Raw genomic sequence first — 26,038 nt, forward strand, 5'->3', positions numbered from 1 at the left:
GATCAGAAGCCCGGGCCGTGCTGGTGGCCATGCCCGTGACCGTGGCTGTGGCCGTGCCCGCCGGCGGCGGCCGGGGCCGCCTCGGCCGGCTTCTCCACGACCAGGCTCTCGGTGGTCAGCAGGAGCGCGGCGATCGAGACGGCGTTGGAGACCGCGTTGCGGGTCACCTTCACCGGGTCGATGATGCCGGCCGCGGCCAGGTCGACGTACTCGTCGGTGGCGGCGTTGAGGCCGTGACCCCAGCCCAGCTCGTTGACCTTGCCCACCACGACGTAACCGTCGTGGCCGGCGTTCTGCGCGATCCAGCGCAGCGGCTCGACCAGCGCCTTGCGGACGATGGCGACGCCGAGCGCCTCCTCGCCGGTCAGGCCCAGGTTGCCCTCGAGCTCCTTGGCGACCTGCGCGAGCGCGGCGCCGCCACCGGGGACGGTGCCTTCCTCGACGGCCGCCTTGGTCGCCGCGATGGCGTCCTCGATGCGGTGCTTGCGCTCCTTCATCTCGACCTCGGTGGCCGCGCCGACCTTGATCACCGCGATGCCGCCGGAGAGCTTCGCCAGCCGCTCCTGGAGCTTCTCGCGGTCCCAGTCGGAGTCGGACGCCTCGATCTCCTTGCGGATCTGCGAGACCCGGTCAGCGACCTCGGAGGAGTTGCCGCCACCGTCGACGATGGTGGTGTTCTCCTTGTCGACCACGACCCGCCGGGCGCGGCCCAGCGACTCGATGCCGACCTGGTCGAGCTTGTAACCGAGCTCGGGGGCGATCAGCTCGCCACCGGTCGCGATCGCCAGGTCCTGCAGGATCGCCTTGCGGCGGTCACCGAAGCCGGGCGCCTTCACCGCGGCGACCTTGATGGTCTTGCGCAGCGAGTTCACCACGAGGGTGGAGAGCGCCTGGCCCTCGACGTCCTCGGCGATGATCAGCAGCGGCTTGCCGGTCTGCAGCACCTTCTCCAGCAGCGGGAGCAGCTCCTCGATGCTGGAGATCTTCTGGGTGGTGATGAGGATGTGGGCGTCCTCGAGCACCGCCTCCTGCGCCTCCGCGTCGGTCACGAAGTTCGGGGAGATGAAGCCCTTGTCGAACTGCAGACCCTCGGTGACGTCGAGCTCGGTGTGCAGCGCCGAGCCCTCCTCGACGGTGATGACACCGTCACGGCCGACCCGGTCCATCGCGTCGGCGATCAGCTCGCCGATGTTCGCGTCCTGCGCCGAGATGGTGGCCACGTTGGCGATCGCCTTGTGGTCGGCGACCTCGACGGCCTTCGCCAGCAGCGCCTTGGAGACGGCCTCGGCGGCCTGGTCCATGCCCCGCTTGAGACCGATCGGGTTGGCACCGGCGGTCACGTTGCGCAGGCCCTCACGGACCAGCGCCTGCGCGAGCACGGTCGCCGTGGTGGTCCCGTCGCCGGCGACGTCGTTGGTCTTGGTCGCCACCTCCTTGACCAGCTGGGCGCCGAGGTTCTCGTACGGGTCGGTGAGCTCGATCTCCTTGGCGATGGTCACGCCGTCGTTGGTGATCGTGGGCGCGCCGAACTTCTTGTCCAGGACGACGTTGCGACCGCGCGGCCCGAGGGTGACCTTGACCGTGTCGGCGAGCGTGTTGACGCCGTGCTCCAGGAGGTGCCGGGCGTCGTCAGAGAAGCTGAGGATCTTCGCCATGTATTGGTCCCTTCACGCACCGGCGCCCTGCCCCGAGATTCGGAACAGGGCGCCTGCACAGACGGTTAGGTCTTACTTCTCGATGACCGCGAGGACGTCGCGGGCGGAGAGCACCAGGTACTCCTCGCCGGCGTACTTGACCTCGGTGCCGCCGTACTTCGAGTAGAGAACAACGTCGCCGACCTTGACATCGAGCGGGACGCGGTTGCCCTTGTCGTCGATCCGGCCGGGGCCGACGGCCAGGACGGTGCCCTCCTGGGGCTTCTCCTTGGCGGTGTCGGGGATCACGATGCCGGAGGCGGTCGTGGTCTCAGCCTCGTTCGCCTGGACCACGATGCGGTCCTCGAGCGGCTTGATCGCAACCTTGGTCGCGGTAGTCACGGGCATACCCTCCTGGGTATCAGGTTTCGCCGGCCGTGAAACAGGCCGGTCAATGCCTCATGCCACCGGGCGGGGCCGTCGTCGCGGGTGCCGGTCCGCCTGGTGCCTAACCGCACGGACGGGCCGCACGGCTGGCACCCTCATGGTGAGAGTGCTAACGCCGAGACTATGCCGGAACTAGCACTCCGTCAACCAGAGTGCCAACCCGTCACGCCAGGGAGAATGCCTGCCATGACCCCCGAGTTGTTGCGATTGTTGCGTACCCCTGAGGGGTTGAACGCCCTGGCCGCGGCGGTCGAGGTGACCGGCGGTGAGCCCCTCGCCGCAGCCTCGGCCATGCGGGCCCGGGGCTTCGGCGCGGACCTCGCCGCGGCCGCCTTGACCCAGGCTAGTTTGCGGGCGCGCGCCGCGATGAAGTTCGGCCCGGACGCTGCCCGGATGTTCTTCACCAGGGCGGGCCTGGAGCAGGCCACCCGCGGTCCGGTCGCGGACCGGCGTGCCGCGCGGCTGGCCGCCTCCGGCGTCCGGACCCTCGCCGACCTGGGCTGCGGGCTGGGATCGGACGCGCTGGCCGCGGCCCGGCACGGCATCTCGGTGTACGCCGTGGACGCCGACCCGCTGACCGCCGCGCTGGCCGCCGCGAACGCCGAGGCCGCCGGGCTGGCCGACCTGATCACCGTGGCGTGCGCCGACGCCACCACGGTGCCGGTGGAGCGGTACGACGCGATCTTCGCCGACCCGGCCCGCCGTCAGGCCGGCCGCGGCCGGGTGTTCGACCCGAAGGCCTACTCGCCGCCGTGGGACTTCATCGCCGCCCTGCCCGGACGGGTGCCGCGCACGGTGCTGAAACTGGCGCCCGGCATCGACCACACGCTGCTGCCGCCGGGCGCCGAGGGTGAATGGGTCAGCGCCGGCGGCGACCTGGTGGAGGCCGCGTTCTGGTGCGGCCCGCTGGCCGGGGTGCCCCGCCGGGCCACCCTGATCGGCGCGGGCGTCACCGAGATCACCGGCTCGGGGGTGGAGCGGGCGCCGGTGGGCCCGGTCGGCGCGTGGATCTACGACCCCGACCCGGCGGTGGTCCGGTCACACCTGGTGGCCGAGTTCGCCGCGTCGGTCGGCGGCCGGCTGGGCGACCCGGACATCGCCTACGTCTACACCGACGATCCGGTGGACACCCCGTTCGCCCGGCGGCTGGCGGTGACCGAGGTGCTCCCGTTCTCGCTGAAGAGACTGCGGGCGCTGCTGCGGGACCGCGGGGTCGGCGTGCTGGAGATCCGCAAGCGGGGCTCCGCGCTCGTGCCCGACCAGCTGCGCAAGGACCTGAGACTGGCCGGGCCGAACGCGGCGGGACTGGTGCTGACCCGGGTGGACGGCGCGCCGGTCGTCCTGCTGACGGAGATGGCGCGGTAGTACCGTGCGCGCATGGCCAAGAAAGCGGCGGGCACGCCGGCGACCGTCCTGCTGACCGCCGAGCGGGTGGCGCACACCCTGCATCCGTACGACGTGTCACCGGACGCCCCGAACTACGGTGCGCTCGTCGCGCAGGCTCTCGGTGTGGCGCCGGAGGCGGTGTTCAAGACCCTGGTGGCCGAGGTCGACGGCCACCTCGTGGTCGGGGTGGTGCCGGTGACCGGCGACCTCGACCTGAAGGCGCTCGCGGCGGCCGCCGGCGGCAAGCGGGCGGTCCTCGCCGACCGGGCGGCCGCCGAGCGCAGCAGCGGTTACGTGCGCGGCGGGATCAGCCCGCTGGGCCAGCGCAAGCGCCTGCCCACGGTGATCGACGACACCGCCGGGAGCCTCGATCTGATGTACGTCTCCGCGGGCCGCCGTGGCCTCCAGGTGTCGCTCGCCCCGGCCGATCTGATTCGGCTGACCGGAGCCACCACCGCCCCGCTGCGCACTTAGGCTTGACCTCGGGGGGACCGTGTTTGCGGGATCGTTATCGCAGGCCACGGGATAGACCATCGTTGCCGCTTGTGTTCTGCGCCACGGCGCGAATACGTTCGCGCCCCGGATGTACCTCCCCCCGAAAGGAACTGTAGGGATGCGTAAGGGAATCTGTGCCCTTGCCGCGGCCGGCCTTCTGGCCACCGGAGGTGTGGCCGCCTGCGGCCGGCAGAAAGACGGCCCCGGCAACGGCACGAAGGCGCAGGTCGGCGTGATCCTGCCGGACACCCGGAGTTCGGCCCGCTGGGAGTCCGCCGACCTCAAGTACCTCACCGAGGCGTTCGCCGCGGCCGGCGTCACGGCCGAGATCAAGAACGCCCAGGGTGACAAGGCCCTGTTCCAGACCATCGCGGACGGGATGATCCAGAGCGGCGTCGAGGTCCTGATGATCGTCAACCTGGACTCCGGCACGGGCAAGAACGTGCTGGACAACGCCAGGAAGGCCGGGATCCGTACGATCGACTACGACCGGCTCACCCTCAACGGCGGCGCCGACTACTACGTCACCTTCGACAACGTCGAGGTCGGCCGCCTCCAGGGTCAGGGTCTGGTGGACTGCCTCACCGCCGCCGGGGTCACGAAGCCGGTGGTGTCGTACCTCAACGGGTCGCCCACCGACAACAACGCCACCCAGTTCAAGACGGGTTACCACTCGGTCCTGCAGCCGAGGTTCGACTCCGGCGAGTACCTCCAGGGCCCGGACCAGGACGTTCCGGAGTGGGACAACGCCCGGGGTGGCACGATCTTCGAACAGCAGCTCACCCGCAACAACCGGATCGCCGGCGTGATCGCCGCCAACGACGGCGTCGCCAACGCCGTCATCGAGGTGCTGAAGAAGAACAAGCTGAACGGGACGGTGCCGGTGACCGGCCAGGACGCCACCGTCCAAGGACTACAGAACATCCTCGCCGGCGACCAGTGCATGACCGTCTACAAGGCGATCGACAAGGAGGCCGCCGCCGCCGCCGGCCTGGCCGCCGCCCTGGTCAAGGGGCAGACGCCGACGGCCACCGGCCTGATCACCGACCCGCAGACGAATCAGCCGGTCAAGTCGGTGCTGCTGCAACCGGTCGCCGTCACCAGGGAGAACATGAGGACTGTCGTCGACGACGGGTACGTCACCAAGGCGGAGCTCTGCACGGGCGCCTTCGAGAAGGCCTGCGCCGAAGCGGGCATCAGCTGACCCGCGCACCGAACGAAGGAGAGACATCCGTGGCCGCGAAACCGCTCCTCGAGCTGCGCGGGATCGACAAGAGCTTCGGCCCCGTACGGGTCCTGCACGACGTCTCGCTGAGCGTCTACCCGGGCGAGGTGACCGCTCTGGTCGGCGACAACGGAGCCGGCAAGTCGACGCTGGTGAAGTGCATCAGCGGCATCTACCCGATCGACGCGGGCACGGTGACCTTCGAGGGCCGGGAGGTCGCCGTGCACAGCCCGCGGGACGCCGCCGAGCTGGGCATCGAGGTCGTCTACCAGGACCTGGCGCTCTGCGACAACCTGGACATCGTCCAGAACATGTTCCTGGGCCGGGAGATCAGGCGCGGCATCGCCCTGGACGAGCCGGCCATGGAACGGCTGGCCGGGGAGACCCTGGCCAGCCTCTCGGTACGCAGCGTCAACTCGCTGCGCCAACTGGTGTCCAGCCTGTCCGGTGGCGAGCGGCAGACCGTGGCGATCGCCAAGGCGGTCCTGTGGAACAGCCGGATCGTCATCCTGGACGAGCCGACCGCCGCGCTCGGTGTGGCACAGACCACCCACGTGCTGGAACTGGTCCGCCGGCTGGCCGACAACGGGCTCAGCGTGGTGCTCATCTCGCACAACATGAACGACGTCTTCGCCGTCGCGGACCGGATCGCCGCGCTCTACCTGGGCCGGACGGCGGCCCAGGTGCGCGCGAGCGACGTCACCCACGCCCAGGTCGTCGAGTTGATCACCATTGGGCGCAGTGGGAATCTTGGCCTTCCGCCCGAGGCGCCCAACGACTTCGCCGACCTTCTGCCCGGAGCTCCCCGATGACCAGCATGACGACGTTCGAGACCCCCGGCGGGGTGACGGCCGCCAAGCCGACCGTCGCTGGGCATGTCCGGGACTATCTGGCCCGGATCCGCGGCGGGGATCTCGGCGCGCTGCCCGCGGTGCTGGGCCTCGTACTCCTCACGCTGATCTTCGGCAGTGCCGAGCCGGAGACGTTCTTCAGCGCCGGCAACTTCGCCAACCTGTTCAATCAGGCCGCCGGCGTCACCATGATCGCGATGGGCCTGGTCTTCGTTCTGCTGCTCGGCGAGATCGACCTGTCGGCCGGGTACGCCGCCGGCGTCTGCGGCGCGGTACTGGCGATCCTGCTCACCGATTTCGGTTACCCGCAGCCCGTCGCCCTGGTGGCCGCCCTGGCCGCCGGCGCCGCGATCGGGCTGGTGCTCGGCTTCCTGGTCGCCAAGATCGGCATCCCGTCGTTCGTGGTCACCCTGGCGGCTTTCCTCGCCTTCCAGGGTGTCCTGCTGAACCTGCTCGGCGAGAGCCAGATCGTCTCCATCCCGGACGGTTTCATCAAGTCGCTGAACAAGGACAGCCTTCCGGTCACCTGGAGCTGGATCCTGGCCGGCGTCGCGACGGCCGGCTACGCGGTCGCGCAGCTCCTGCGCTTCCGCGCACGGACCCGGTACGGGCTGGTCACCGAACCGATCGGGATCGTGCTGTTCCGGATCGCCGGTCTCGCCGCGCTGGTCCTGACCGCGACCGCGGTGCTCACCCAGGAGCGGGCCATCAATCCGGACGTCACCTCGCTCAAGGGCGTCCCGATCGCGGTGCCGGTGATCGGCGGCTTCCTGGTGCTGTGGACCTTCGTGCTCGGCCGCACCTCGTACGGCCGGCACGTCTACGCGGTGGGTGGCAACCCGGAGGCCTCCCGCCGGGCCGGCATCCCCGTCGACCGGATCCGCATCTCGGTCTTCGTGGTCTGCTCGTTCATGACCGCGGCCGGCGGCATCATGCTGGTGAGCCGGGCCGGTTCGGTCGACCCCGGCACCGGCGGCAGCAGCACCCTGCTCAACGCCGTCGGCGCCGCGGTGATCGGCGGCATCAGCCTCTTCGGAGGCAAGGGAAAGGTGATCCACGCCGTGATCGGTGGCGCGGTGATCGCGGTCATCGACAATGGCATGTACCTGATGGACTTCTCGTCCGGCACCCGCTACATCTTCACGGGTGTGATCCTGCTTGTCGCGGCCGGCGTCGACGCGCTGGCCCGGCGCCGGGCCGCCGCGACCGGCAACAGGTAACGATGGTCGAGTCACGGGGACGGGGAACGAAACGCTGATGCGCGCGAGCCCGAGCCAGGAAGAGGTGCGCCGGCACAACCTGGGAACCCTCCTGCGGTACGTGCACGTCCACGGCGCCACCTCCCGGGCCGAGCTCACCACCCGCCTCGGCTTGAACCGCAGCACCATCGGCGCTCTCACCTCCGACCTGATCGGCGCCGGGCTGGTCACCGAGGCGGCGCCCCGCGAGACCGGCCGCGCCGGCCGCCCGTCGCTGGTGGTCCGGCCCGAGTCCGGCCGGGTGTACGCCTACGCCCTCAGCATCGAGGTCGACCGGATCCGCGCCGCCCGCGTCGGTCTGGGCGGCCGCATCCTCGAGCAGTACGAGACCGCCCGCCCACCCGGCATGAGCACCGCCGAGGCGGTCCGCCCGCTGGCCCGGTTCGTCTCGACGATGCGTTCCGGGGTGCCCGACGACGGCCGCTGCGTGGGCAGTGGCGTCGCGGTGTCCGGCATGGCCCGCGGCGAGGACGGCATGGTCCGGCTCGCCCCGGTGGCCGGCTGGCTGGAGGAGCCGCTCGGCGAGGCGCTCCGTTCCGGCCTCGGCGAACACGGGCAGATCAGCGTCGGCAACCACGCCGACGTGTGCGCCCTCGCCGAACACTCGCGCGGGGCCGCGGCCGGCTCCGACAACGTCATCTACCTCTACGGCGATGTCGGGATCGGGGCCGGGATCGTGGCCGGCGGGCGGCGGGTGATCGGCCACGGCGGGTACGGCGGCGAGGTCGGGCACATGGTCGTCAACCCGTACGGCTCGGCCTGCAGTTGCGGCTCCCGCGGCTGCTGGGAGACCGAGGTCGGCGAGCACGCCCTGCTGCGCCTGTCCGGCCGCGCCGACCGCAGCGGCCGGGACGCGGTGCTCGCCGTGGTGGACGCCGCGATGCGCGGGGACAGCCAGGCCCAGCACGCGTTACGGCAGGTCGGTGACTGGATCGGGTTCGGCGTCGGCAACCTGGTCAACATCTTCAACCCGGAAGTGATCATTTTCGGCGGCACGTTGCGGGACGTCTATCTCGGCGCGGCGGCGCAGATCCGCAGCCGGCTCAACGCGATCGGTCTGCCGGCCTTCCGCGAGCACGTCCGGCTGCGCACCCCGGAACTCGGCACCGACGCCGCCCTGATCGGCGCCGCCGAGCTCGCCTTCGAGCATCTCCTCGACGATCCGCTGGTCATCTGAGAGGTCCGCGGCGATCTCTTCACCCGGAAACCGGCGAGTATCGCGGAAGATCTATGCTGCCCGCCATGCTCCCGCGTCAACCGGTTCTGGACCCGGCAGCCGCGTACCCCCGGATCGCCGCCCTGCGCACCGCCCTGGACTCCGGGGACTGGCCCGCCTGCCGGGAGATCCTGGACGCCGCCGAACCGGTGGAACGCACCTGCCTCACCACGGTCGCCGCCGACGCCGACGGCGTCGCCGACTTCCTCCGCGGCGTGCTGCGCGGTGATCCCGCCGACGGCGCCGCGGGTGCGCTTCTCGGCCGGAATCTCGGTGGTACGCCCGAAGCCGAGCGGATCCTCGTCGACGCCGCCGCCCGGAGCCCGTACGACCCGGCGATCTGGACGGCCCGCGTCGGCACGGCCCGCAGCCTGGGCCTCGGCGCTTCCGAAGCCCGCCGCCGCTACCGCCGGCTCGCCGCGATCGACCCGCACCACCTGCCCGGCCAGTCCGCCTTCCTGCACCACCTCTGCGCGCACGACGCCGGGGCGGCGCACGCGTTCGCCCGGACGGCCGCCGCCGAGGCCGCGCCCGGTTCGCTCAACCCGGTGCTGATCGCCGAGTACCACCTGGACCGTCACCTCACCGGTGACCGCCGCCACCTCGCCGCCGAGGAGGTCCGCGCCGAGATCGCCGGGGCCGCCGACCGGTCGGTCCGGCACCCGGAGTTCCGCCGTACCCACGGCTGGGTCCAGGCGACCAGCACGTTCGCCATGGCGTTCGCTCTGATCGACGACCAGACGGCCGCGGCCTCGTTGTTCGCCTCGCTCGGGGATTTCGATTCGGCGTGGCCCTGGGAGCGCCTCGGCGACCCGGCCACGGTGATCAGCAGGTATCGCAAACGGGCGTCGGGAGGCGAGCGGTGATCACGCGACACGAGGTCGACGGGGTGCCGGCGGTGCTCGCGCCAGCGGACGGCCCGATGCACGCCGGCCTGGTCTTCCGGGTCGGCACGGCGGACGAGACCCTGCCGCTGCGCGGCATCACCCGCCTGGTCCGGCATCTGGTCACCGCGGGCAGCGGCACGATCGGGCCCGAGCACACCTCCTTCCACTTCAGCGGTACGGCCACCGGGATCGCTGACTTCCTCACCGGTGTGTGCGCCGCCCTGCGCAACCCGCCGGCCGACCTGATCGCCGCCGCCCGGGAGCGCATGGCGACCGTCCGAGACCGCGATCCACTGCCGATGTGGCGGTACGGCGCCCGCGGCTACGGCGTCGCCAGCTACCCCGAATGGGCTCTGCCCGGACTCACCGCCGACCAGGTCCAGGAATGGATCGCCGGCTACTTCACCAGGGAGAACGCCGCCCTCTGGGTGGCCGGTGAACTCCCCGAGGACCTGCGCCTCGATCTGCCGTCCGGCAGCCGCAGGCCCGCGCCCGAGGCGGTCACCGTGCTCCCGGCCACCCCCGCCTGCTTCCCCGGCGACGGCGGCGCCGGCTGGGACACCGTGGTACGCCGGGAGGCCGCCGCCGCGGTCTTCGCCAACGTCCTGGAACGCCGGATCCTGCACGACCTGCGCGACGGCGACGGCGTCGTGGCGTCGGCCCGCACCGAGTACGAGCCCCGCGCCGACGGCACCGCCCGGATCCTGGCCGTCGTCGACGCCGCCCCGGATCAGCGTGAGGCCGCGCTCGGCGGTCTGATCGACGTGCTGGCCGCGATGCGGGCCGGCCGGATCGACACGGACGAGGTCGACGCCGTGGTCAAACTGACCTGCGACGGGCTGCGTATCGCCGAGGCCCGCGGCGCCCGTCTCCCCGGCCAGGCGTTCAACCTGCTCGGCGGCCGGGAGGTGCAGACCCTCGACGACGCGCTCACCGAGGTCGGCGCGGTCACCGCCGCCGAGGTGGCCGAGGTCGCGGCCGCCGCCTACAACGCCGGGCTGCTGATGACACCGGGCCGGGTCCGCGCCGACTGGGCCGGCTACCTGCCCGCCCCGGAGATGTCCGACACGGTGCTGCCCGGCCGGGTCCACCGCGGCCGCGGCGACCGCCGGCTGCGCCTGATCAGCGGCGACCAGGGGATCAGCGTGATCGAGGGGGACGTGGTCGGCACCGTCCGCTACGACTCCTGCGCCGCCCTGCTGGCCTGGCCGGACGGCGCCCGGCAGCTGATCGGCCAGGACGCCGTGATGGCCCGGGTCGAACCCACCCTCTACCGGGACGCGGAACGGGCGGTACGCGACGTCGACGCGTGGATCCCCGCCCGGCTGCGGATCGAGATGCCGCCCCGCGCCCGGGACCGGATCCCCCGGCCCCGGCCCGCCGCCGGCCCGGACACCCCGCGCGAGGGCCTGCGGCCGCTGCTGACCCTGCTGCTGGCCGGCACGTTCGCGGTCTTCGTGGTGGCCGGCGGCCTGTGGGTACTGGCCACGATGATCGCCGAAAGCGCCCGGCACGGCTCCGGCGCCCTCACCGACCTCGGCGAATACGCCCTGGTCGCCGCCGCCAGCATCCTCTTCGGCACGTTCGCCGGCCGGCTGGCGGTCGACGCCGCCGTCGAGCTCCGCGACCGCCGCCGCTCCCGGGGTGCGCCAGGTCACGAGTGATATCGGTGCGCAGCCTCAAGATCGACGATCTATGCTGCCCGCCATGCCACCACCGACCGACGTGGTCTTCGACGCCGTCGCCGTGTACCCCCAGAAGGCGACCCTGCGCGCCGCGCTGCACAGCCGGGACTGGTCGACCTGCCGGGCGGTCCTCGACGCCGCCGCCCCGATGGACCGCACCGCGCTGATCGGCCACGTCAGCCAGGAGCGGGGGATCGAGCCGTTCCTGCGGTCGGTGCTGACCGTCGATCCGGCCGACGGCACCGCGGCGGCCCTCCTCGGAACCCACCTGATCGACGTCGGCTGGGAGATCCGCACCGGGAAGCGCGCGAAGTACGTGAGCCGGGAACAGTTCGCCCAGTTCCGGGAGTGGCTGTGCCGGGCCGAGCAGGTGCTGATCGACGGCGCGATGCTCAACCCGGGCGACCCGGCGATCTGGAAGGCCCGGCTCACCTCCGCCCGCGGTCTGTCGCTGGGGCTCGCCGAGGTCCGCCGGCGGTACGACCGGATGCAGGCCGCCGATCCCGGCCACCTGCCCGGGCAGTTCCAGATGCTCCAGTCGTACTGCCCCAAGTGGGACGGAACGTGGGAGCAGCTGCACCAGTTCGCCCGGGAGGCGACCGAGGCCACGCCGCCCGGCAGCCCGCACGCCGTGCTGATCGTGGACGCGCACATCGAGCACGCCCTCGACGAGGGCGGACTGGCCGAGATGGTGGGCTACCTCTCCCAGCCTCACGTACGGGCTGACATCTACCAGGCCGCCCAGCGGTCCATCGGGCATCCGGACTTCACCCGCGGTTACGGCTGGGTGGGCGCGCTGAGCACCTTCGCCATGTGCTTCACGATCCTGGACGACCGGAACGCCGCCGCGACGGCGTTCCGCGAACTCGGTGTCCTGGCCACCGAAGACCCGTGGCACTACCTGAGCGCGAACCCCGCCGAAGAGATCCGGAAGGCGCGGGCCTGGGCGTTCGGAGGAACCCGATGATCACCGAACTCGCTGTCGACGGCGTCCCGGTCCTGCTCGCGCCGACCACCGGCCCGATGCACGCCGGGCTCGCCTTCCGGGTCGGCCTGGCCGACGAGCCGCTGGCCCGGCGCGGCATCACCCACCTGGTCGAGCACCTGGCCCTGCACTCCATCGGGGTCGCCGACTACCACTACAACGGCGCCACCACCACCGAGTTCACGTTCTTCCACATGCAGGGCGCCGAGGCCGACATCGTCGCCTTCCTCAACGGCGTCTGCCGGGCCCTCACCGACCTGCCGATGGACCGCCTCCCGGTGGAGAAGGAGATCCTGCGGACCGAGGAGAACGGCCGCGGCGGGAACCCGGCCGACATGCTGGCGCTCTGGCGGCACGGGGCCCGTGACTACGGCACGGTCGCCTATCCGGAGTGGGGCCTGACCGGAATTACGCCGGACGATCTGCGCGCCTGGGTGACCCGGTACTTCAATCGGGGCAACGCCGTCCTCTGGATCGCCGGTCCCGGCCTGCCCGACGGACTCGAACTCGGCCTGCCCGACGGGGAACGGCAACCGGCCCCCGCCGCCTCGTCGGCGCTGCCGGTCCGCCCGGCCTACTTCTCCGGCCCGCCCAACGTCGTCGCCTGGAACGCGATCGTGCCGCGCGGCGCCGCGGCCGGGGTCTTCACCGCAGTCCTGGAACGGGTCCTGTTCCGCTCGCTGCGCCAGGAGAGCGGCCTCTCCTACACCGTGCGCAGCGGTTACGAAGGCCGCGCCGACGGCACCGCCGAGATCACCGCGCTCGCCGACGCGCTGCCGGAGAAGCAGGGCGCCGTCCTCGGCGGTTTCGTCGACGTGCTCGCGGCCATGCGGCTCGGCCTGATCGACGAGGCCGACATGACCGCCGTCGTCAACCAGCGCGCCGAGGAGCTGACCCGGGCCGACGAGACCGGCGGCCTGCTGCCCGGGCGGGTGTTCGGCCTGCTCACCGGACGCCCGGTGCAGACCCTCGAGCAGGACCTCGCCGACCTGCGAGCGGTCACCGGCAAGGACGTGGCCGAGATCGCGGCGGTCGCCTGCGCGGACGGGCTGCTGATGACTCCCGGCCGGACCAGGGCCGATTGGGCGGGGTACGCCGAGGCTCCGGCTGAATCCACATCGGCGGTCGAGGGCGTCGCGTACCCCATGATCAATCACCCCGAGGTCCGGCTGATCGCCGGAGACGCCGGCGTGAGCCGGACCGGAGACGACGAGATCGTCACCGTGCGGTACGCGGAATGCGCGGCCGTGCTCGCCTGGCCGGACGGGGCCCGGCGGCTGATCGGCCACGACGGGATCCAGGTGCAGGTCGAACCCACGCTGTTCGCCGGAGCCGGGACGGTGGTGCGGGAGATCGACGCGCGGCTGCCGGCGGAACTCCGGATCCCGATGCCGGCCCGGGACCCGGACACGATCCCGGCGCCGCCGCCGGCCGCGCCCAAGCCGACCTGGCGCGACCGGGCCCGCGTGCTCGGCGGCTACGCCAGCCGGTACGCCTGGCTCGCCGGCCTGACCCTGATGACCCTGGTGTGCGGTCTGGGGGCACTCTTCGCGCTCATCCTGTTGATCACCGGCGACGAGGACGCCCCCGGGCTCGGGCCGCTGGCCGTCATGATCGCGCTGGCCGTGGTGATGGGGCGTGCGGCGGTGGCGCAGGTCCGCGAGATGCGGGAATGACCGGGAAACTCCTTACGAACCGAGGAACGAAGCGCTCCTGAGGCGTGCGGGCGTACGCGGGCGGGGTTCCGGCGGGGCAGGATGGTGCGGTGAAGCCATCGATACGGGCCGGGCTCGCCGGTGTGGGAGCGGCCGCGGCCGCGCTGGGCGTCGCCGAGCTGGTCGCCGTGGTGACCGGGGATCGGTCGTCGCCCCTCGTCGCGGTCGGTGGCGTCGTCGTGGATCACGTGCCGGCGCCGGTGAAGGATTTCGGCATCGCCGTGTTCGGGGTGCACGACAAGACGGCGCTGCTGGTGGGGACGGTCGTGCTGCTGGCGGCGTACGCCTACGGGGTCGGGCTGCTCGCCCGGCGTCGGTGGTCGTGGGCGGTCGGGGGGATCGCGTTGTTCGGGCTGGCCGGGGCCGTCGCGGCGGTGACCCGGCCGGGAGCGGGCCCGGCGGCGGTGGTGCCGTCACTGGGCGGGGCGGCCGTGGCGGTGCTGGTCCTGCGGCACCTGTCACGCCTGTCGCAATCGGCCGCGCCGGACCCGGCACCGGCAGCGGTCACGACCGGGCCGGCTTCCGGAGCGGCGGCGGGGCCGTCCTCCGGCGCGGTGCCGGGACCGCCTTCCGGCGCGGTGCCGGGATCGCCTTTCGGGACGACCGGGCCGGAGGAGCGTGGTGCGACCGCCGGAGCGGGCGAACCGGCCTCTTTCGTCGAGCCGGGCGGGAGTGGCCCGTACCGGATCCAGGAAAGCCGTCGCCGCTTCCTCCGTGATCTCGGCATCGTCGCCGGTGTGGCCGCCCTCGCCGGGGTCGGCGGCAGACTGCTCACCTCGCGCCGCGCGGTGACGGTGGCCCGGGAGAGCGTCGCGTTGCCGGTCGCGGTGGAAGCCGCGCCGGTGCTGCCCGCCGGAGTGCAGGCGCCGGGGGCTGTGCCGTTCGTCACGGCGAACCGGGACTTCTACCGGATCGACACCGCCCTGGTCACCCCGCAGGTGGACCCGGCGACGTGGGAGCTGCGGATCCACGGGATGGTCCGGAACCCGATCACGATCACCTGGGAAGACCTGCTGAAGCGGCCGATGGTCGAGCGGCACGTGACGATCGCCTGCGTGTCCAACGAGGTCGGCGGCGACCTGATCGGTACGGCGCGCTGGCTGGGCACGCCGATCAAGGCACTGCTCGACGAAGCGGATCCGCTGCCCGGCGCGGACCAGGCGGTGCAGCGATCCGTCGACGGCTGGACCTGCGGGACACCGACGGCGGTGCTCCGGGACGGGCGGGACGCGCTGCTCGCGATCGGGATGAACGGCGAACCCCTGCCGGTCGCGCACGGATTCCCGGCCCGGATGATCGTTCCCGGACTCTACGGGTACGTCTCCGCCTGCAAATGGATCACCGAGATCGAGCTGACCCGGTTCGTGGACTTCGACGCCTACTGGGTGCCGCGAGGCTGGTCGGCGCAGGCCCCGGTGAAGACGCAGTCACGAATCGACAGCCCGCGCCACGGCGCCGTCAAGCCCGCCGGGCCGGTCGTGGTGGCCGGAGTCGCATGGGCGACACATCGGGGGATCGCCAAGGTCGAGGTGCAGGTCGACGACGGTCCGTGGCAAGACGCACAACTGGCCCCGGCGGCGTCCGCGGACACCTGGCGGCAGTGGAGCCTGACCTGGCCGGCTTCCACCGGTCAGCACACGTTGAGGGTACGGGCGACCGATCTCGATGGGGTGACCCAGACCCCGGAGGAGGCGCCACCCGCCCCGGACGGCGCGACCGGATGGCATCAGGTGAACATCGAGATCGGGTAGCGGAAAGCCGCACTTTCGGTCCGACTCGAAAAAGCAAGTCGCTCATACGGTGGCTTGCATGTCCACCAATGCGGTTGAAGAACCGCTGAACCACGCGACACGGTCCTCCATGGAGGACCGCGTCGGAAGCCGTGTGGTGATGCCGCGTGCCGGGCGGCGTCAGGCCGCCGGTGCCTGCCGTTGCGCGGGTACCGCCGTCTTGTGGGGCCGGCCGAGGCGCGCCTCGAGCCGGAGCAGGTCGACGCGTCCGTGACGATCGGCAAGGTCCTCCCAGCCGACCGCGAGCAGCCGCAGCCGCTCCGATTCGCTGAAACCTCCCCAGACCCCGTACGGCTCGCGAACCGCGAGGGCGTGCGCGGCGCACTCGGCCCGAACCGGGCACGCGCCACACATCGTCTTGGCCTTCGCCTCGCGGCGACTGCGGGACGACCCGCGCTCGCCATCCGGGTGGAAGAACTGTGCACTGTCCCGGCCCCGGCAGAGACCCAGTCGCTGCCAATCCCAGAGATCGGCGATGGGACCGGGCAGTCTGCGAACGTTCGACATCAACACCCTCCTCCCGCGCGGCACCGCGGAGCGTTCGTCGTGAGGGGCCTGGGTCAGGCCTTTCGCCGGTGTACCCCGGCAACACCCGGCTCACACGCACCATGTCGATGTCTTCCCCAGCGGCATGGCAAAGCAGTGGCAAGTCATACCTTTCTTTCCCGTTTTTTCCATCTAAAGCGCGTAATGCTGCGGCCCTCGCGTGATCTCCTCTGAGAGAGAAGGAGGATCACTGTGCGTACCGTCCTCGTGTGCGTCCGAACCCCGCTGGCGGCCCAGACCGTCGCGTCCACCGCGGCCCGGCTCGGCATGACCGGCGTCGTCCGGACCGCGGTCAGCGAGACCGAGGCCATGATCCGACTGGCGGAACGGCCGGCCGAAGTGGTCCTGGCCGACACCGCCGTGACCCGACCCGACAGCGTCGGGTTCACCCGGCGCGTACTGGCCCGCGCCCCACAGGCACAGGTGGTGCTCTTCGGAGCGGAAGACCCCCGGGTCGCCGCGGCGGCAGTCGCCGCCGGAGCCCGCGGCGTCATCCGCGGCGTCGAACACGACCTCGTCAGCGTCGTGGCGAAGGCGCTGCTCCTACTGCTGCTCCCGGTACGCCCCCAAGGCATGCCGATCAACGGCGCCAACGCGCAACCGGCCACCGTGGCCGGCGGCGTACGCAACACCAACTCCCCGGCAACCCGCGGCCAATACCACAACGGGCCCGGCGGACTCGGCGTCTCCAATGCGGCCGCCGTCCCCGCCATGATCGGGCCCAACGCCCCCATGGTCCCGGCACAGCGCGGCGACGCCCCGATCGACCCCGCCACCGGCCGCCCCATGGTCGCCTGGCCCGGCAACGAAGCCGGCGTCGGCATGGGCGAGGCGGCCCCGGCCGGCCGGCGGCTCACCCTCACCGAACGTGAACTACAGGTCCTCCGCGGAATGGCCGACGGCAAGAGCAACGCGGAGATCGGCAGAGAACTCTTCGTCTCCGAAGACACGGTCAAAACCCATGCACGACGACTGTTCCGCAAACTCGGTGCACGAGACCGCGCCCATGCGGTCGCCGCAGGCTTCCGGGCCGGACTCGTCGCCTGACACAGCTACGACGGGTGGGGCGGTGCCGGAAGCCGCCCCACCCACGTGACCACGGGCCGGTCACGGCGGCCCGCCCACCCACGGGACGAGGTTGTTCGCTCGGTCGCCCGGGGGACGGGGTTGTCGGTTTGGTCGCCCGCGGGGTGAGGTTGTTGGCTTTCTCGCCCGGGGGACGAGGTCGTCGGTTTGGTCGCCCGCGGGGTGAGGTTGTTGACTCTCTCGCCCGGGGGACCAGGTATCCGGCTTTCTCGCCCCTCTGAGCTTGCTGGCTTCGCTTCGCTCCGCGGCAAAATGCCTTGTAACCGGTGTCGAGGCGTGCGATTTTCCGCCACCCAGCAAACCCCACTGGGCGTCGGAAAATCACTCGCCTCGACACCGGCGGCATTTTGCGTGACCGTTCCGTGGCCACGCGCACACTGGAAAACTACGGGGTGAGGACCGTTGCGTGGCCACGTGTACCAGAGACCACGGGGCGGGGACCGTTGCGTGGGTACGTGTGCGGGGGCACTGCCGGGCTTCACCGTTGCGTGGCCACGGGAGCGGGCAGCAGTGTTGTGGCCACGGAGGTCTGCTGAAGCGCGCACGGTTCGGTTGCAGCCGTTATCCAACCCCGTAGTTGCCGCAAGGTCGTATTCACAGAACTGCCCGCAAAATGACCGTTGGTGTCGAGACAGTCGATTTTTCGACGCCCAGTGGTTTTTGCTGGGTGGCGGAAAATCGACTGTCTCGACACCAACTTAAAGGTCATTTTGCCGCGAAGCGAAGCGAAGCCAGCAAGCTCAGAGGGGCGAGAAAGCCGGATACCTGGTCCCATGGGTGACAGAGCCAGCGCGCCTGTTCCCGTGGGTGGGAGGGTCAGCGCGCCTGTTCCCGTGGGTGGGAGGGTCAGCACGCCTGTTCCCGTGGGTGACTGAGCCGGCTACCTGGTCCCGTAGGCGGGAAGGTCGGCACGCCTGTTCCGTGGGTGACCGAGCCGGCTACCTCTTCCCCGTAGAGAAGCGACCCAACTACCTCATCCCATGGCTGGGAGGGCCCGGCGGCCCGGCCTGCGGGCGGAAACGGCACGCCTCGTCCCAGGGTGGTTCAGCTTTCGTCGTCGTTGCCTTCGGTGAGGGTGTCGTGGACGCCGTCGGCGTAGCCGCGGGCGTATTCCCACGTGACGTAGTGGTCGGGGTCGGGGTCGTAGGCGGGTTCGTGGACGCGGGGCCGGCCGCTGCTCAGCAGGTGGCGCAGGTTGCCGCGGAGCAGGTCCCAGTCGAAGTAGTGCGGTTCGTGGCAGTCCTCGCACTCGATCACCAGCCCGCGGATGCCCGTCGGACTGAGCAGTGCCTGGTAGATCTCCAGGTCGGAGAGGTCTTCCAGGACGTCCTGCCGCTCGTCCTCGGTCAGCGGTTCGGACTCGGCGTCCTCGTTGAGGTCGTCGAGACCGGCGGCCGGGTCGGTCGGGTCGCCGTTGAACGGGTCGATCGGCTCATCTTGCACCCCCATACCGTACTCACCTCGCGCGTGAGTGTGCTGGCCCGCACGTTCTGTCCGCCAGCCGGGTGGCCGCTTCGCCGATGGGTAGGATGATGAACCCCGCCTCTTCTCTAGGGATGATTTGTGGAAACTGACAGCGCCCGCACCGTTCCTCTCGGTCTCACCTTCGACGACGTGCTGCTGCAGCCCGGTGAGTCGGATGTGGTGCCCAGCCGGGTCAATACGGTCACGCGCCTGACTCGCAACGTCGAGCTCTCCATTCCGCTGCTCTCGGCGGGCATGGACACGGTCACGGAGGCGCGGATGGCGATTGCCATGGCGCGTCAGGGCGGGATCGGCGTGCTGCACCGCAATCTCTCGGTGGAGGATCAGGCGAGCCAGGTGGACCTGGTGAAGCGTTCCGAGTCCGGCATGATCACCAACCCGATCACGTGTGGGCCGGATGACACGCTGCGTCAGGTGGACGCGCTGTGCGGGCGTTACCGGATCTCCGGCGCCCCGGTGGTGGATGCCGCGGGTGTGCTGGTCGGCATCGTGACCAACCGGGACATGCGGTTCGTCAGTGACTTCGATGTCCGGGTCCGTGATGTGATGACCAAGTCGCCGCTGATCACCGCCCCGGTCGGGGTGACGAAGGATGAGGCGCTGGCTCTGCTCAGCCGGCACAAGGTGGAGAAGCTGCCGCTGGTCGACGAGGGCGGTCACCTGCGCGGGCTGATCACGGTGAAGGATTTCACGAAGTCGGAGCAGTACCCGAACGCCGCGAAGGACCCGCAGGGCCGGCTTCGGGTGGCTGCCGCGGTGGGTGTCGGCGACGACTCGTACAAGCGGGCCCGTGCTCTGGTCGACGCCGGGGTGGATGTGGTGATCGTGGATACCGCGCACGGCCACCAGCGGGCGGTGCTGGAGATGGTCGCCCGTTTGAAGAGGGACGTCACGATCGACATCGTGGGCGGCAACGTGGCGACTTTCGCCGGTGCGAAGGCGCTGGTCGAGGCGGGTGCCGACGCGGTGAAGGTGGGTGTCGGGCCGGGTGCGATCTGCACCACCCGGATCGTCGCGGGTGTGGGTGTGCCGCAGATAACCGCGATCATGGAGGCGTCCCGGGCCTGCCGCCCGGCGGGTGTGCCGGTGATCGGTGACGGCGGTATCCAGTACAGCGGTGACATCGCGAAGGCGATCGTGGCCGGCGCCAACACGGTGATGTTGGGCAGTCTGCTGGCGGGTTCGGAGGAGAGCCCCGGCGAGCTGATCTTCGCGAACGGCAAGCAGTACAAGTCGTACCGGGGGATGGGCTCGCTCGGCGCCATGCAGTCGCGCGGTCAGGCCAAGTCGTACTCGAAGGATCGTTACTTCCAGCAGGATGTGAACGAGGACAAGCTGGTCCCCGAGGGTGTCGAGGGTCAGGTGCCCTATCGTGGTCCTCTGTCCAGGGTGGCGCACCAGCTCATCGGCGGGCTGCGCGCGGCCATGGGCTACGTGGGCGCGGAGACCATCCCCGACCTGCAGGAGCGGGGACAGCTCATCCGGATCACCGCGGCCGGGCTCAAGGAGAGCCACCCGCACGACATCCAGATGACCGTCGAGGCTCCCAACTACCACTCGCGTTAAGCCGTCCGACCGCCCCGCCCGCCACCCCGAAATAGGAATGAAGGCAGCACCTGTCATGCGTGACGTAGTGGAGATCGGCCTCGGCAAGACCGCCCAGCGCGGTTACCACCTGGATGACATCGCCATCGTTCCGAGCCGTCGCACCCGGGATGTGGACGACGTGTCGACCGAGTGGAAGCTCGACGCGTACCCGTTCAAGATCCCTTGCGTCGCGCATCCGTCGGACGCCACTCAGAGCCCGGAGTCGGTGATCGCTCTGGGCCGCCTCGGTGGCCTGGGTGTGCTCAACGCCGAGGGTCTCTGGACGCGGTACGAGGACCCCAGCAAGATCCTCGAGGAGCTGGCCTCGCTGGATGAGGACGCCGACGCCACGCGGCGCCTGCAGGAGGTCTACGCCGAGCCGATCAAGCCGGACCTGATCGCCGAGCGGGTCCGGCAGATCCGCGCGTCGGGTGTCACCACGGCTGTCCGGGTGTCGCCGCAGCACACCCTGGCGCTCGCCCCGGTGGTGCTGGACGCGGGCGTCGACCTGCTGGTCATTCAGGGCACTCTGGTCTCGGCCGAGCACGTGTCGACGACCGACGAGCCGCTGAACCTCAAGGAGTTCATCGCCGACCTGGACCTGCCGGTCATCGTCGGCGGTTGCACCGACTACAAGACGGCCCTGCACCTGATGCGGACCGGTGCGGCCGGTGTCATCGTCGGGGTCGGCGCCGACGAGTGGTCGACCACCGACACGGTTCTCGGCATCCGGGTGCCGATGGCCACCGCGATCGCCGACGCCGCGGCCGCTCGCCGGGACTACCTGGACGAGACCGGTGGCCGGTACGTGCACCTGATCGCCGACGGTGGCCTGGCCACCTCCGGTGACATCGCCAAGGCGATCGCCTGCGGCGCGGACGCGGTCATGCTCGGTGAGCCGCTGTCGCTCGCCGAGGGCGCTCCCGCCGGTGGCGCGTGGTGGCATTCGGCCGCGTCGCACCCGGCTCTGCCGCGTGGTGGCTTCTGCATCGCCGGTGAGCCGGACGGCACCCTGGAGGAGGTCCTGTACGGGCCGGCCAACAGCCCGAACGGCCAGCTCAACCTCTTCGGCGGCTTGAAGCGTGCGATGGCCAAGTGCGGTTACCGCGACGTCAAGGAGTTCCAGAAGGTCGCCCTGGTCCTCGACCGGGCCTGACAGTCGGTGACGAACGCGCCCACCCCGCACCGGCGGAGGTGGGCGCTTCCGTTCCACGGGACCTTTGGTACGGCGTACCGAATCAGGGTTTCGGCGGTTTGGTCGTGCCGTTGAGCCAGGCTTCGAAGAAGGCGTCCAGGTCCTTGCCGGCGGCGGTCTCGGCGGCCTGGATGAACTGGGCGGTGGTCACGTTGCCGTCGCGGTGTTCGGCGGTCCAGGATTTGACGAGTTTGAAGAAGGCGTCGTCGCCGAGGGTCTTGCGGAGGGCGTGGACGGTCATGCCGCCGCGCTGGTAGACGGCTGCGCCGAAGAGCCGTTGCGGGGTGGGGTCGCCGGGTGTCTCGGACCAGTTGAAGCCGGCGTAGGTGTCGTCGAAGAGCTGCTGGGCGGTCTCGTCGCCGGATTTCTCGGACCAGAGCCACTCGGCGTATGTCGCGAAGCCCTCGTTGAGCCAGATGTCCTGCCAGCGGCCGAGGGCGAGGCTGTCGCCGAACCACTGGTGGGCGAGTTCGTGGGCGACGACGCCGGTGTTCTCGCCGCCGAGGAAGAACGAGTTGCCGTAGACGGGACGGGACTGCGTCTCCAGCGCGTAGCGGATCTGCTCCTCGTCGACGACGACGCCGCCGTTGGCCTTGAACGGGTACGGCCCGAACCGGGTCTCGAGGAAGTCGGTGATCTCGCCGGTGCGGGCCAGTGATCGCGCGGCCGGCCCGGTGGCGGGCATCGACTCGGGGACGGCGGTGACCATCGGCCGGCCGGCGTGGGTGGCGGTGGTGATCCGGTACTGCCCGATCACGACGGTGGCCAGGTAACTCGCCATCGGCGACTCCTCGGCCCAGCGCCACGTGGTCCGGCCGCCGGCTGTGTCGTTCTTGCCGGGGACGCCGTTGCTGAGGACCTCGACACCGTCCGGGACGGTCATCGCGAGCCGGAACGTCGCCTTGTCGGACGGGTGGTCGTTGACCGGGAACCAGGTGCTCGCCGACTCGGGCTGGCCCAGGGCGATGGCGCCGGCGCCGGATCTGAGCCAGCCGCTGGTGCCGAGGGTGTCGTTGTGGGTGGGCGCGGGCGTGCCGCCGTAGGTCACCACGGCGGTGAAGGCGCGGCCGCTCGGGATGCCGGCGGCCGGGGTGATCACCAGTTCGGCGCCCTCCCGGGCCGCGGTCGCGGCGGCGCCGTCGACGGTGACCGCGGAGACGGCGAGCCCGGCCAGGTCCAGGTTGAACCGGGACAGCGCCTGGGTGGCGGTCGCGGTGATCGTCGCGGTGCCGTCCAGCTTGCCGGAGGCGGGGTCGTAGCGCAGCGCCAGGTCGTAGCCGGCGACGTCGTAGCCGCCGTTGCCGTACTTCGGGAAATACGGATCGCCGGCGCCGTCGGCGCCGGGACCGTAGCTCACCGTGGGCGTGGGCGTCGGTTTCTCGTCGGCGCCCGTGGAGCAGCCGGACAGCACCAGCAGGAGGATCAGCCCGTAGCCCCGTCGCCTCATGCCACCGAGGTTACGTCTAAACCCTGTCGACCAGTTTGGGGTGCGACCTCAGATAGGCGACATGAGCGCCCTTCGCCAACGCCCGGACGAAGCCGAGACCCTCGGGTTTGAGCTGCTCACCGAGGTATCCGCCGCCGCTGCCGACCCCGGCGCCGGGCAGGGTGACGGTGGTGATCCGGTTCGGGGCGAGGTTGCGGAGGGCGTAGGCGTACTCGAACGGTGTACGCCCGCCGACGTAGACCAGCGAGCCACCCAGTGACTTGATCATCGGGCCGAGCCTCGCCGGATCGTCCAGGTCGACGTCGAGCGCCCGGTCCAGGATCGCGCGGACCAGCTGCCGATGGTGACGCTGGCGGTCGTAGTCGCCGTTCGGCAGGCCGTACCGCTGGCGGGCGTAGTCGATCGCCTGCCAGCCGACCAGCTTGCGTTTCCCGGGCAGGTAGGTGGCTTGCGGGCCGACGTAGTCGCCGCCGGCGAGGGTCCGCATCGAGCCGTCCGGCCGGCGGTGCTTGGACGTCACCTTCTGATCGATCACCATCTCGATGCCGCCGAGTTTGTTGACCAGTCCGTCGAGGCCGCCGAAATTGAGGATCGCGCCGGCCTGGAAGGTCTTGATGCCGGTGTAGGCGCTGAGTGTCCGGGTGAGCAGTTCGTAACCCTGCTCGACACTTTTCCGGTTCGATCCGGGGATCCGTGATCCGCGACTCATCGCTTCAGTGATCTTGTGCTTGCCGCCGGCGAAACCCGCTTTCCGGTACGCCGGGATCTGCACCCGGAGATCGCGCGGCAGCGAATACAGGTATGCCGACTTCAGATCGGCTTCCACGTGCAACAGCATGATCGTGTCGGCGTGCGGCTCCCAGCCCGGAACGCTGACCCGGGTGTCGACGCCGATCAGCACCAGGTCGAGCGGGCCCTTGATGTCCGCGCCGGGCGAAGGTGCGCTGCTCGGAACGGGTGCGGCAGCGCTCGCGGAGGCGGCGGCGGAGACGGCGGGGGACGGCGCCGCCGTGGGCGCGGGCGCTGATCTCCGGTTGACCGCGATGGCGACGCCCACTCCGGCGACCAGAGCGAGGACGGCGCCGACCACGATCGACCAGGTGATCTTGCTGCTTCGCATAGCCGAACAGTAAATGACGTGCGGAAGGTGCTCAACGTCGATGCGGACTCGATCGATGAAAGGGCCTATTGCCAAATCTAAGATCACCGGTACGCTGTCGCGGCGATTCCCCGGTCCGCGGTGGATCGCCGCACGGGGAGGCTGTCCGAGAATGAAATCCATCCACCGGCGGATCGTCGTCGGAGTGTCCGCCGCCGCGCTCGTCGCCGGCGCGAGCATCGCTTCGATCGCCAACGCCTCGGTGACCGGGCCCACAGCCGGCGACGCCGACTCCACGGTGCGCCTGCTGGTCGGCCTGCGGACCGGCGTACAGGCCGACGTCAGGCTGCCCAGCCTCGACCGGCTCGGCCTGGCCGGCGCCGACGGCAAGGGCGACCCGCTCGGCCGGCGGCTGCTCAGCCAGATCCGGGCCAAGTCCGTCGAGGTGCCCGCGGGCCGGGCGACGGCCGTGACCACGGCGCTCAAGCTCGACCCCAACGTGGCGTACGTGCAGGCCGACCCGGTGGCCAAGAAGCTCGACGTGACGCCGAACGACCCGCTGTTCACCGCCGGCCGGCAGCCCGAGCTGGCCCAGCTGAAGGTGCCGTCCGCCTGGGACACCACGACCGGCGCGGAGGTCACCGTCGCGGTCCTGGACACCGGCGTGACCGCGTACTCCACCAGCGACCTGCACGGCAAGCTGCTGCCCGGGTACGACTTCGTCAACGACGACAACAGCCCGACCGACGACGAGGGCCACGGCACCATGGTGTCGTCGCTGATCGCGGCCACGCCGGACAACGGCGTCGGCATGGCCGGCGTCTGCGCCAAGTGCCGCATCCTGCCGGTCAAGGTCCTCGACGGCCAGGGCAGCGGCAGCCACTCGGAGATCGCGCAGGGCATCCTCTACGCGACCCAGCAGGGCGCGAAGATCATCAACCTGTCGCTCGGCGGCTACGCCGGCTCGGCCGTGCTGCAGAACGCGGTCGCCTGGGCCAACGCGCGCGGCGTCCTGGTCGTGGCGGCGGCCGGCAACAACGGCAACAACCGGGTGGTCTACCCGGCGGCGTACCCGGACGTGCTCGCGGTGGGCGCCACCGACACCCGGACCGGCGGGACCACCCGTGCCGACTTCTCCTCCTACGGCCCGTGGGTGGACGTGGCGGCGCCGGGCATCACCGCGGCCATGAACCGGTACGGCCAGTACTGCTTCGACGGCGACCGGACCTGCTGGGTCACCGTCCGGGACCGGTACGGGAGGATCGTCTACGACGACTACGAGGTGCAGGGCACGTCCTTCTCGTCGCCGCTGGTCGCCGGCGTCGCCGCGCTCGTCGCGTCGAAGAACCCGGGCTACACCGGCTGGAGCCTGCAGCGGGCGGTCGTCGCGTCGGCCCGCAAGGACGCCTCCTGGACCCAGCACGGCTCGGTGAACGCCGCGACCGCGCTGACGGCCGGCACCGACACCACCGCGCCCACCGTGACCGGGATCAGCCCGGCGGAGTGGGCCCGGGTCCGCGGCAACGCCGCCATCACCCCGACCGGTCTCACCGACAACTGGTCCGGCATCCGCTCCGTCGAGATCATCGCCGACGGCAAGTGGCACAGCTGGGACATCGCCGCCCCGTTCGCGCCGGTCCTGAACACCGCCGGCCGCAACGGCACGATCAACGTGCAGCTGCGGATCACCGACAAGGCCGGCAACCAGCGGCTGACGGGCGTGCGCAAGCTGTGGGCCGACAACATCGCGCCGACCGCGTCGATCATCAGCGCGCCGGCGAACGGCGCCAAGGTGAGCGGCGTCGTCACCACGACCGTGAAGGCCGCCGACGCGTCCGGGATCAGCCAGGTCCAGCTGCTCGTGAACGGCGGCGTGGTGGCGACCGACACCACGGCGGCGTACCAGCTCGCCTTCAACACCGCCAACCGGGCCAAGACCCTCAAGGTCCAGGCGCGGGTGTACGACCGCGCCGGCAACGTGACGTACACACCGATCCGCACCTACACCCGATCCTGAC

At 70.9% G+C, this 26,038-nt stretch carries 21 protein-coding genes; 15 read left to right on the forward strand and 6 right to left on the reverse strand.

Going from position 1 to position 26,038, the window contains the following annotated elements; translation table 11 throughout:
- Positions 1-2 precede the first annotated feature (2 nt).
- Together groL and groES are read right to left on the reverse strand one after the other, a co-directional pair.
- A complete protein-coding gene (gene groL, locus Aut01nite_RS04535) occupies positions 3-1,655 on the reverse strand; it encodes a chaperonin GroEL (RefSeq protein WP_043530996.1) in 1,653 nt (550 codons plus the stop codon).
- A 72-nt stretch (positions 1,656-1,727) separates the two neighbouring features.
- Complete coding sequence (gene groES / locus Aut01nite_RS04540) at positions 1,728-2,036, reverse strand: co-chaperone GroES (protein WP_014687825.1); 309 nt, start codon at positions 2,034-2,036, stop codon at positions 1,728-1,730.
- Positions 2,037-2,267: 231 nt separating this feature from the next.
- Between groES and Aut01nite_RS04545 the strand changes: the two genes are divergently transcribed.
- The 11 genes from Aut01nite_RS04545 to Aut01nite_RS04595 all read left to right on the forward strand — a co-directional run bounded on the left by Aut01nite_RS04545 (position 2,268) and on the right by Aut01nite_RS04595 (position 15,536).
- Positions 2,268-3,446 carry a class I SAM-dependent methyltransferase gene (locus tag Aut01nite_RS04545; protein ID WP_043530994.1) on the forward strand — a complete coding sequence of 393 codons (1,179 nt, stop codon included), beginning with the start codon at positions 2,268-2,270 and terminating at the stop codon, positions 3,444-3,446.
- Between the two features lie 12 nt (positions 3,447-3,458).
- Entirely contained in the window at positions 3,459-3,941 is a 483-nt protein-coding gene (ybaK, locus tag Aut01nite_RS04550; protein WP_043530990.1) for a Cys-tRNA(Pro) deacylase, read from the forward strand.
- A 139-nt stretch (positions 3,942-4,080) separates the two neighbouring features.
- Positions 4,081-5,166, forward strand: coding sequence for a sugar ABC transporter substrate-binding protein (locus tag Aut01nite_RS04555; RefSeq protein WP_043530988.1), 1,086 nt, complete (start codon positions 4,081-4,083; stop codon positions 5,164-5,166).
- A 29-nt stretch (positions 5,167-5,195) separates the two neighbouring features.
- Positions 5,196-5,999 carry an ATP-binding cassette domain-containing protein gene (locus Aut01nite_RS04560; RefSeq protein ID WP_043530986.1) on the forward strand — a complete coding sequence of 268 codons (804 nt, stop codon included), beginning with the start codon at positions 5,196-5,198 and terminating at the stop codon, positions 5,997-5,999.
- A 5-nt stretch (positions 6,000-6,004) separates the two neighbouring features.
- Positions 6,005-7,258, forward strand: coding sequence for a sugar ABC transporter permease (locus Aut01nite_RS04565; protein WP_373871443.1), 1,254 nt, complete (start codon positions 6,005-6,007; stop codon positions 7,256-7,258).
- A 37-nt stretch (positions 7,259-7,295) separates the two neighbouring features.
- Positions 7,296-8,474: an ROK family transcriptional regulator gene (locus tag Aut01nite_RS04570; RefSeq protein ID WP_043530982.1), complete on the forward strand. Its 1,179-nt coding sequence runs from the start codon at positions 7,296-7,298 to the stop codon at positions 8,472-8,474.
- A gap of 65 nt (positions 8,475-8,539) precedes the next feature.
- Positions 8,540-9,379: a hypothetical protein gene (locus Aut01nite_RS04575; RefSeq protein WP_236643072.1), complete on the forward strand. Its 840-nt coding sequence runs from the start codon at positions 8,540-8,542 to the stop codon at positions 9,377-9,379.
- Entirely contained in the window at positions 9,376-11,064 is a 1,689-nt protein-coding gene (locus Aut01nite_RS04580; RefSeq protein ID WP_063958854.1) for a peptidase M16 family protein, read from the forward strand. Before Aut01nite_RS04575 ends, Aut01nite_RS04580 begins: the two co-directional genes overlap by 4 nt.
- 43 nt (positions 11,065-11,107) lie before the next feature.
- Positions 11,108-12,052: a hypothetical protein gene (locus Aut01nite_RS04585; protein WP_043531279.1), complete on the forward strand. Its 945-nt coding sequence runs from the start codon at positions 11,108-11,110 to the stop codon at positions 12,050-12,052.
- The gene (locus tag Aut01nite_RS04590; protein ID WP_043530978.1) at positions 12,049-13,746 is read left to right on the forward strand and encodes a M16 family metallopeptidase; all 1,698 of its coding nucleotides are present in this window, start codon (positions 12,049-12,051) and stop codon (positions 13,744-13,746) included. The genes Aut01nite_RS04585 and Aut01nite_RS04590 overlap by 4 nt, the downstream gene beginning before the upstream one ends.
- Before the next feature lie 89 nt (positions 13,747-13,835).
- The gene (locus Aut01nite_RS04595) at positions 13,836-15,536 is read left to right on the forward strand and encodes a molybdopterin-dependent oxidoreductase (RefSeq protein ID WP_043531277.1); all 1,701 of its coding nucleotides are present in this window, start codon (positions 13,836-13,838) and stop codon (positions 15,534-15,536) included.
- A 159-nt stretch (positions 15,537-15,695) separates the two neighbouring features.
- On the opposite strand, the gene Aut01nite_RS04600 is transcribed toward Aut01nite_RS04595, so the two are convergent.
- The gene (locus Aut01nite_RS04600; protein ID WP_043531275.1) at positions 15,696-16,082 is read right to left on the reverse strand and encodes a WhiB family transcriptional regulator; all 387 of its coding nucleotides are present in this window, start codon (positions 16,080-16,082) and stop codon (positions 15,696-15,698) included.
- Between the two features lie 231 nt (positions 16,083-16,313).
- On the opposite strand from Aut01nite_RS04600, the gene Aut01nite_RS04605 reads away from it, so the two are divergent.
- A complete protein-coding gene (locus tag Aut01nite_RS04605; RefSeq protein WP_043530976.1) occupies positions 16,314-17,168 on the forward strand; it encodes a response regulator transcription factor in 855 nt (284 codons plus the stop codon).
- 1,083 nt (positions 17,169-18,251) lie between these two features.
- Here the strand turns inward: Aut01nite_RS04605 and Aut01nite_RS04610 are convergent.
- Entirely contained in the window at positions 18,252-18,650 is a 399-nt protein-coding gene (locus Aut01nite_RS04610; protein ID WP_043531273.1) for a DUF5319 domain-containing protein, read from the reverse strand.
- A gap of 120 nt (positions 18,651-18,770) precedes the next feature.
- Here Aut01nite_RS04610 and guaB point away from each other — a divergent pair, with 120 nt between their 5' ends.
- Together guaB and Aut01nite_RS04620 are read left to right on the forward strand one after the other, a co-directional pair.
- Positions 18,771-20,258, forward strand: coding sequence for an IMP dehydrogenase (guaB, locus tag Aut01nite_RS04615; protein WP_043530974.1), 1,488 nt, complete (start codon positions 18,771-18,773; stop codon positions 20,256-20,258).
- Positions 20,259-20,313: 55 nt separating this feature from the next.
- Complete coding sequence (locus Aut01nite_RS04620) at positions 20,314-21,435, forward strand: GuaB3 family IMP dehydrogenase-related protein (protein WP_043530972.1); 1,122 nt, start codon at positions 20,314-20,316, stop codon at positions 21,433-21,435.
- A gap of 82 nt (positions 21,436-21,517) precedes the next feature.
- Here Aut01nite_RS04620 and Aut01nite_RS04625 read toward each other — a convergent pair whose 3' ends face one another.
- Together Aut01nite_RS04625 and Aut01nite_RS04630 are read right to left on the reverse strand one after the other, a co-directional pair.
- Positions 21,518-22,921 (reverse strand): M1 family metallopeptidase, encoded by a 1,404-nt coding sequence (locus Aut01nite_RS04625; RefSeq protein WP_043530970.1) that lies wholly within the window; start codon positions 22,919-22,921, stop codon positions 21,518-21,520.
- A 16-nt stretch (positions 22,922-22,937) separates the two neighbouring features.
- Positions 22,938-24,041 (reverse strand): LCP family protein, encoded by a 1,104-nt coding sequence (locus Aut01nite_RS04630; protein WP_043530968.1) that lies wholly within the window; start codon positions 24,039-24,041, stop codon positions 22,938-22,940.
- A gap of 151 nt (positions 24,042-24,192) precedes the next feature.
- Between Aut01nite_RS04630 and Aut01nite_RS04635 the strand changes: the two genes are divergently transcribed.
- Positions 24,193-26,037 (forward strand): S8 family serine peptidase, encoded by a 1,845-nt coding sequence (locus Aut01nite_RS04635; protein WP_052164381.1) that lies wholly within the window; start codon positions 24,193-24,195, stop codon positions 26,035-26,037.
- Position 26,038 lies beyond the last annotated feature (1 nt).

Origin of the sequence: Actinoplanes utahensis, assembly GCF_016862455.1 — a bacterium.
Classification (GTDB): Bacteria; Actinomycetota; Actinomycetes; order Mycobacteriales; family Micromonosporaceae; genus Actinoplanes; species Actinoplanes utahensis.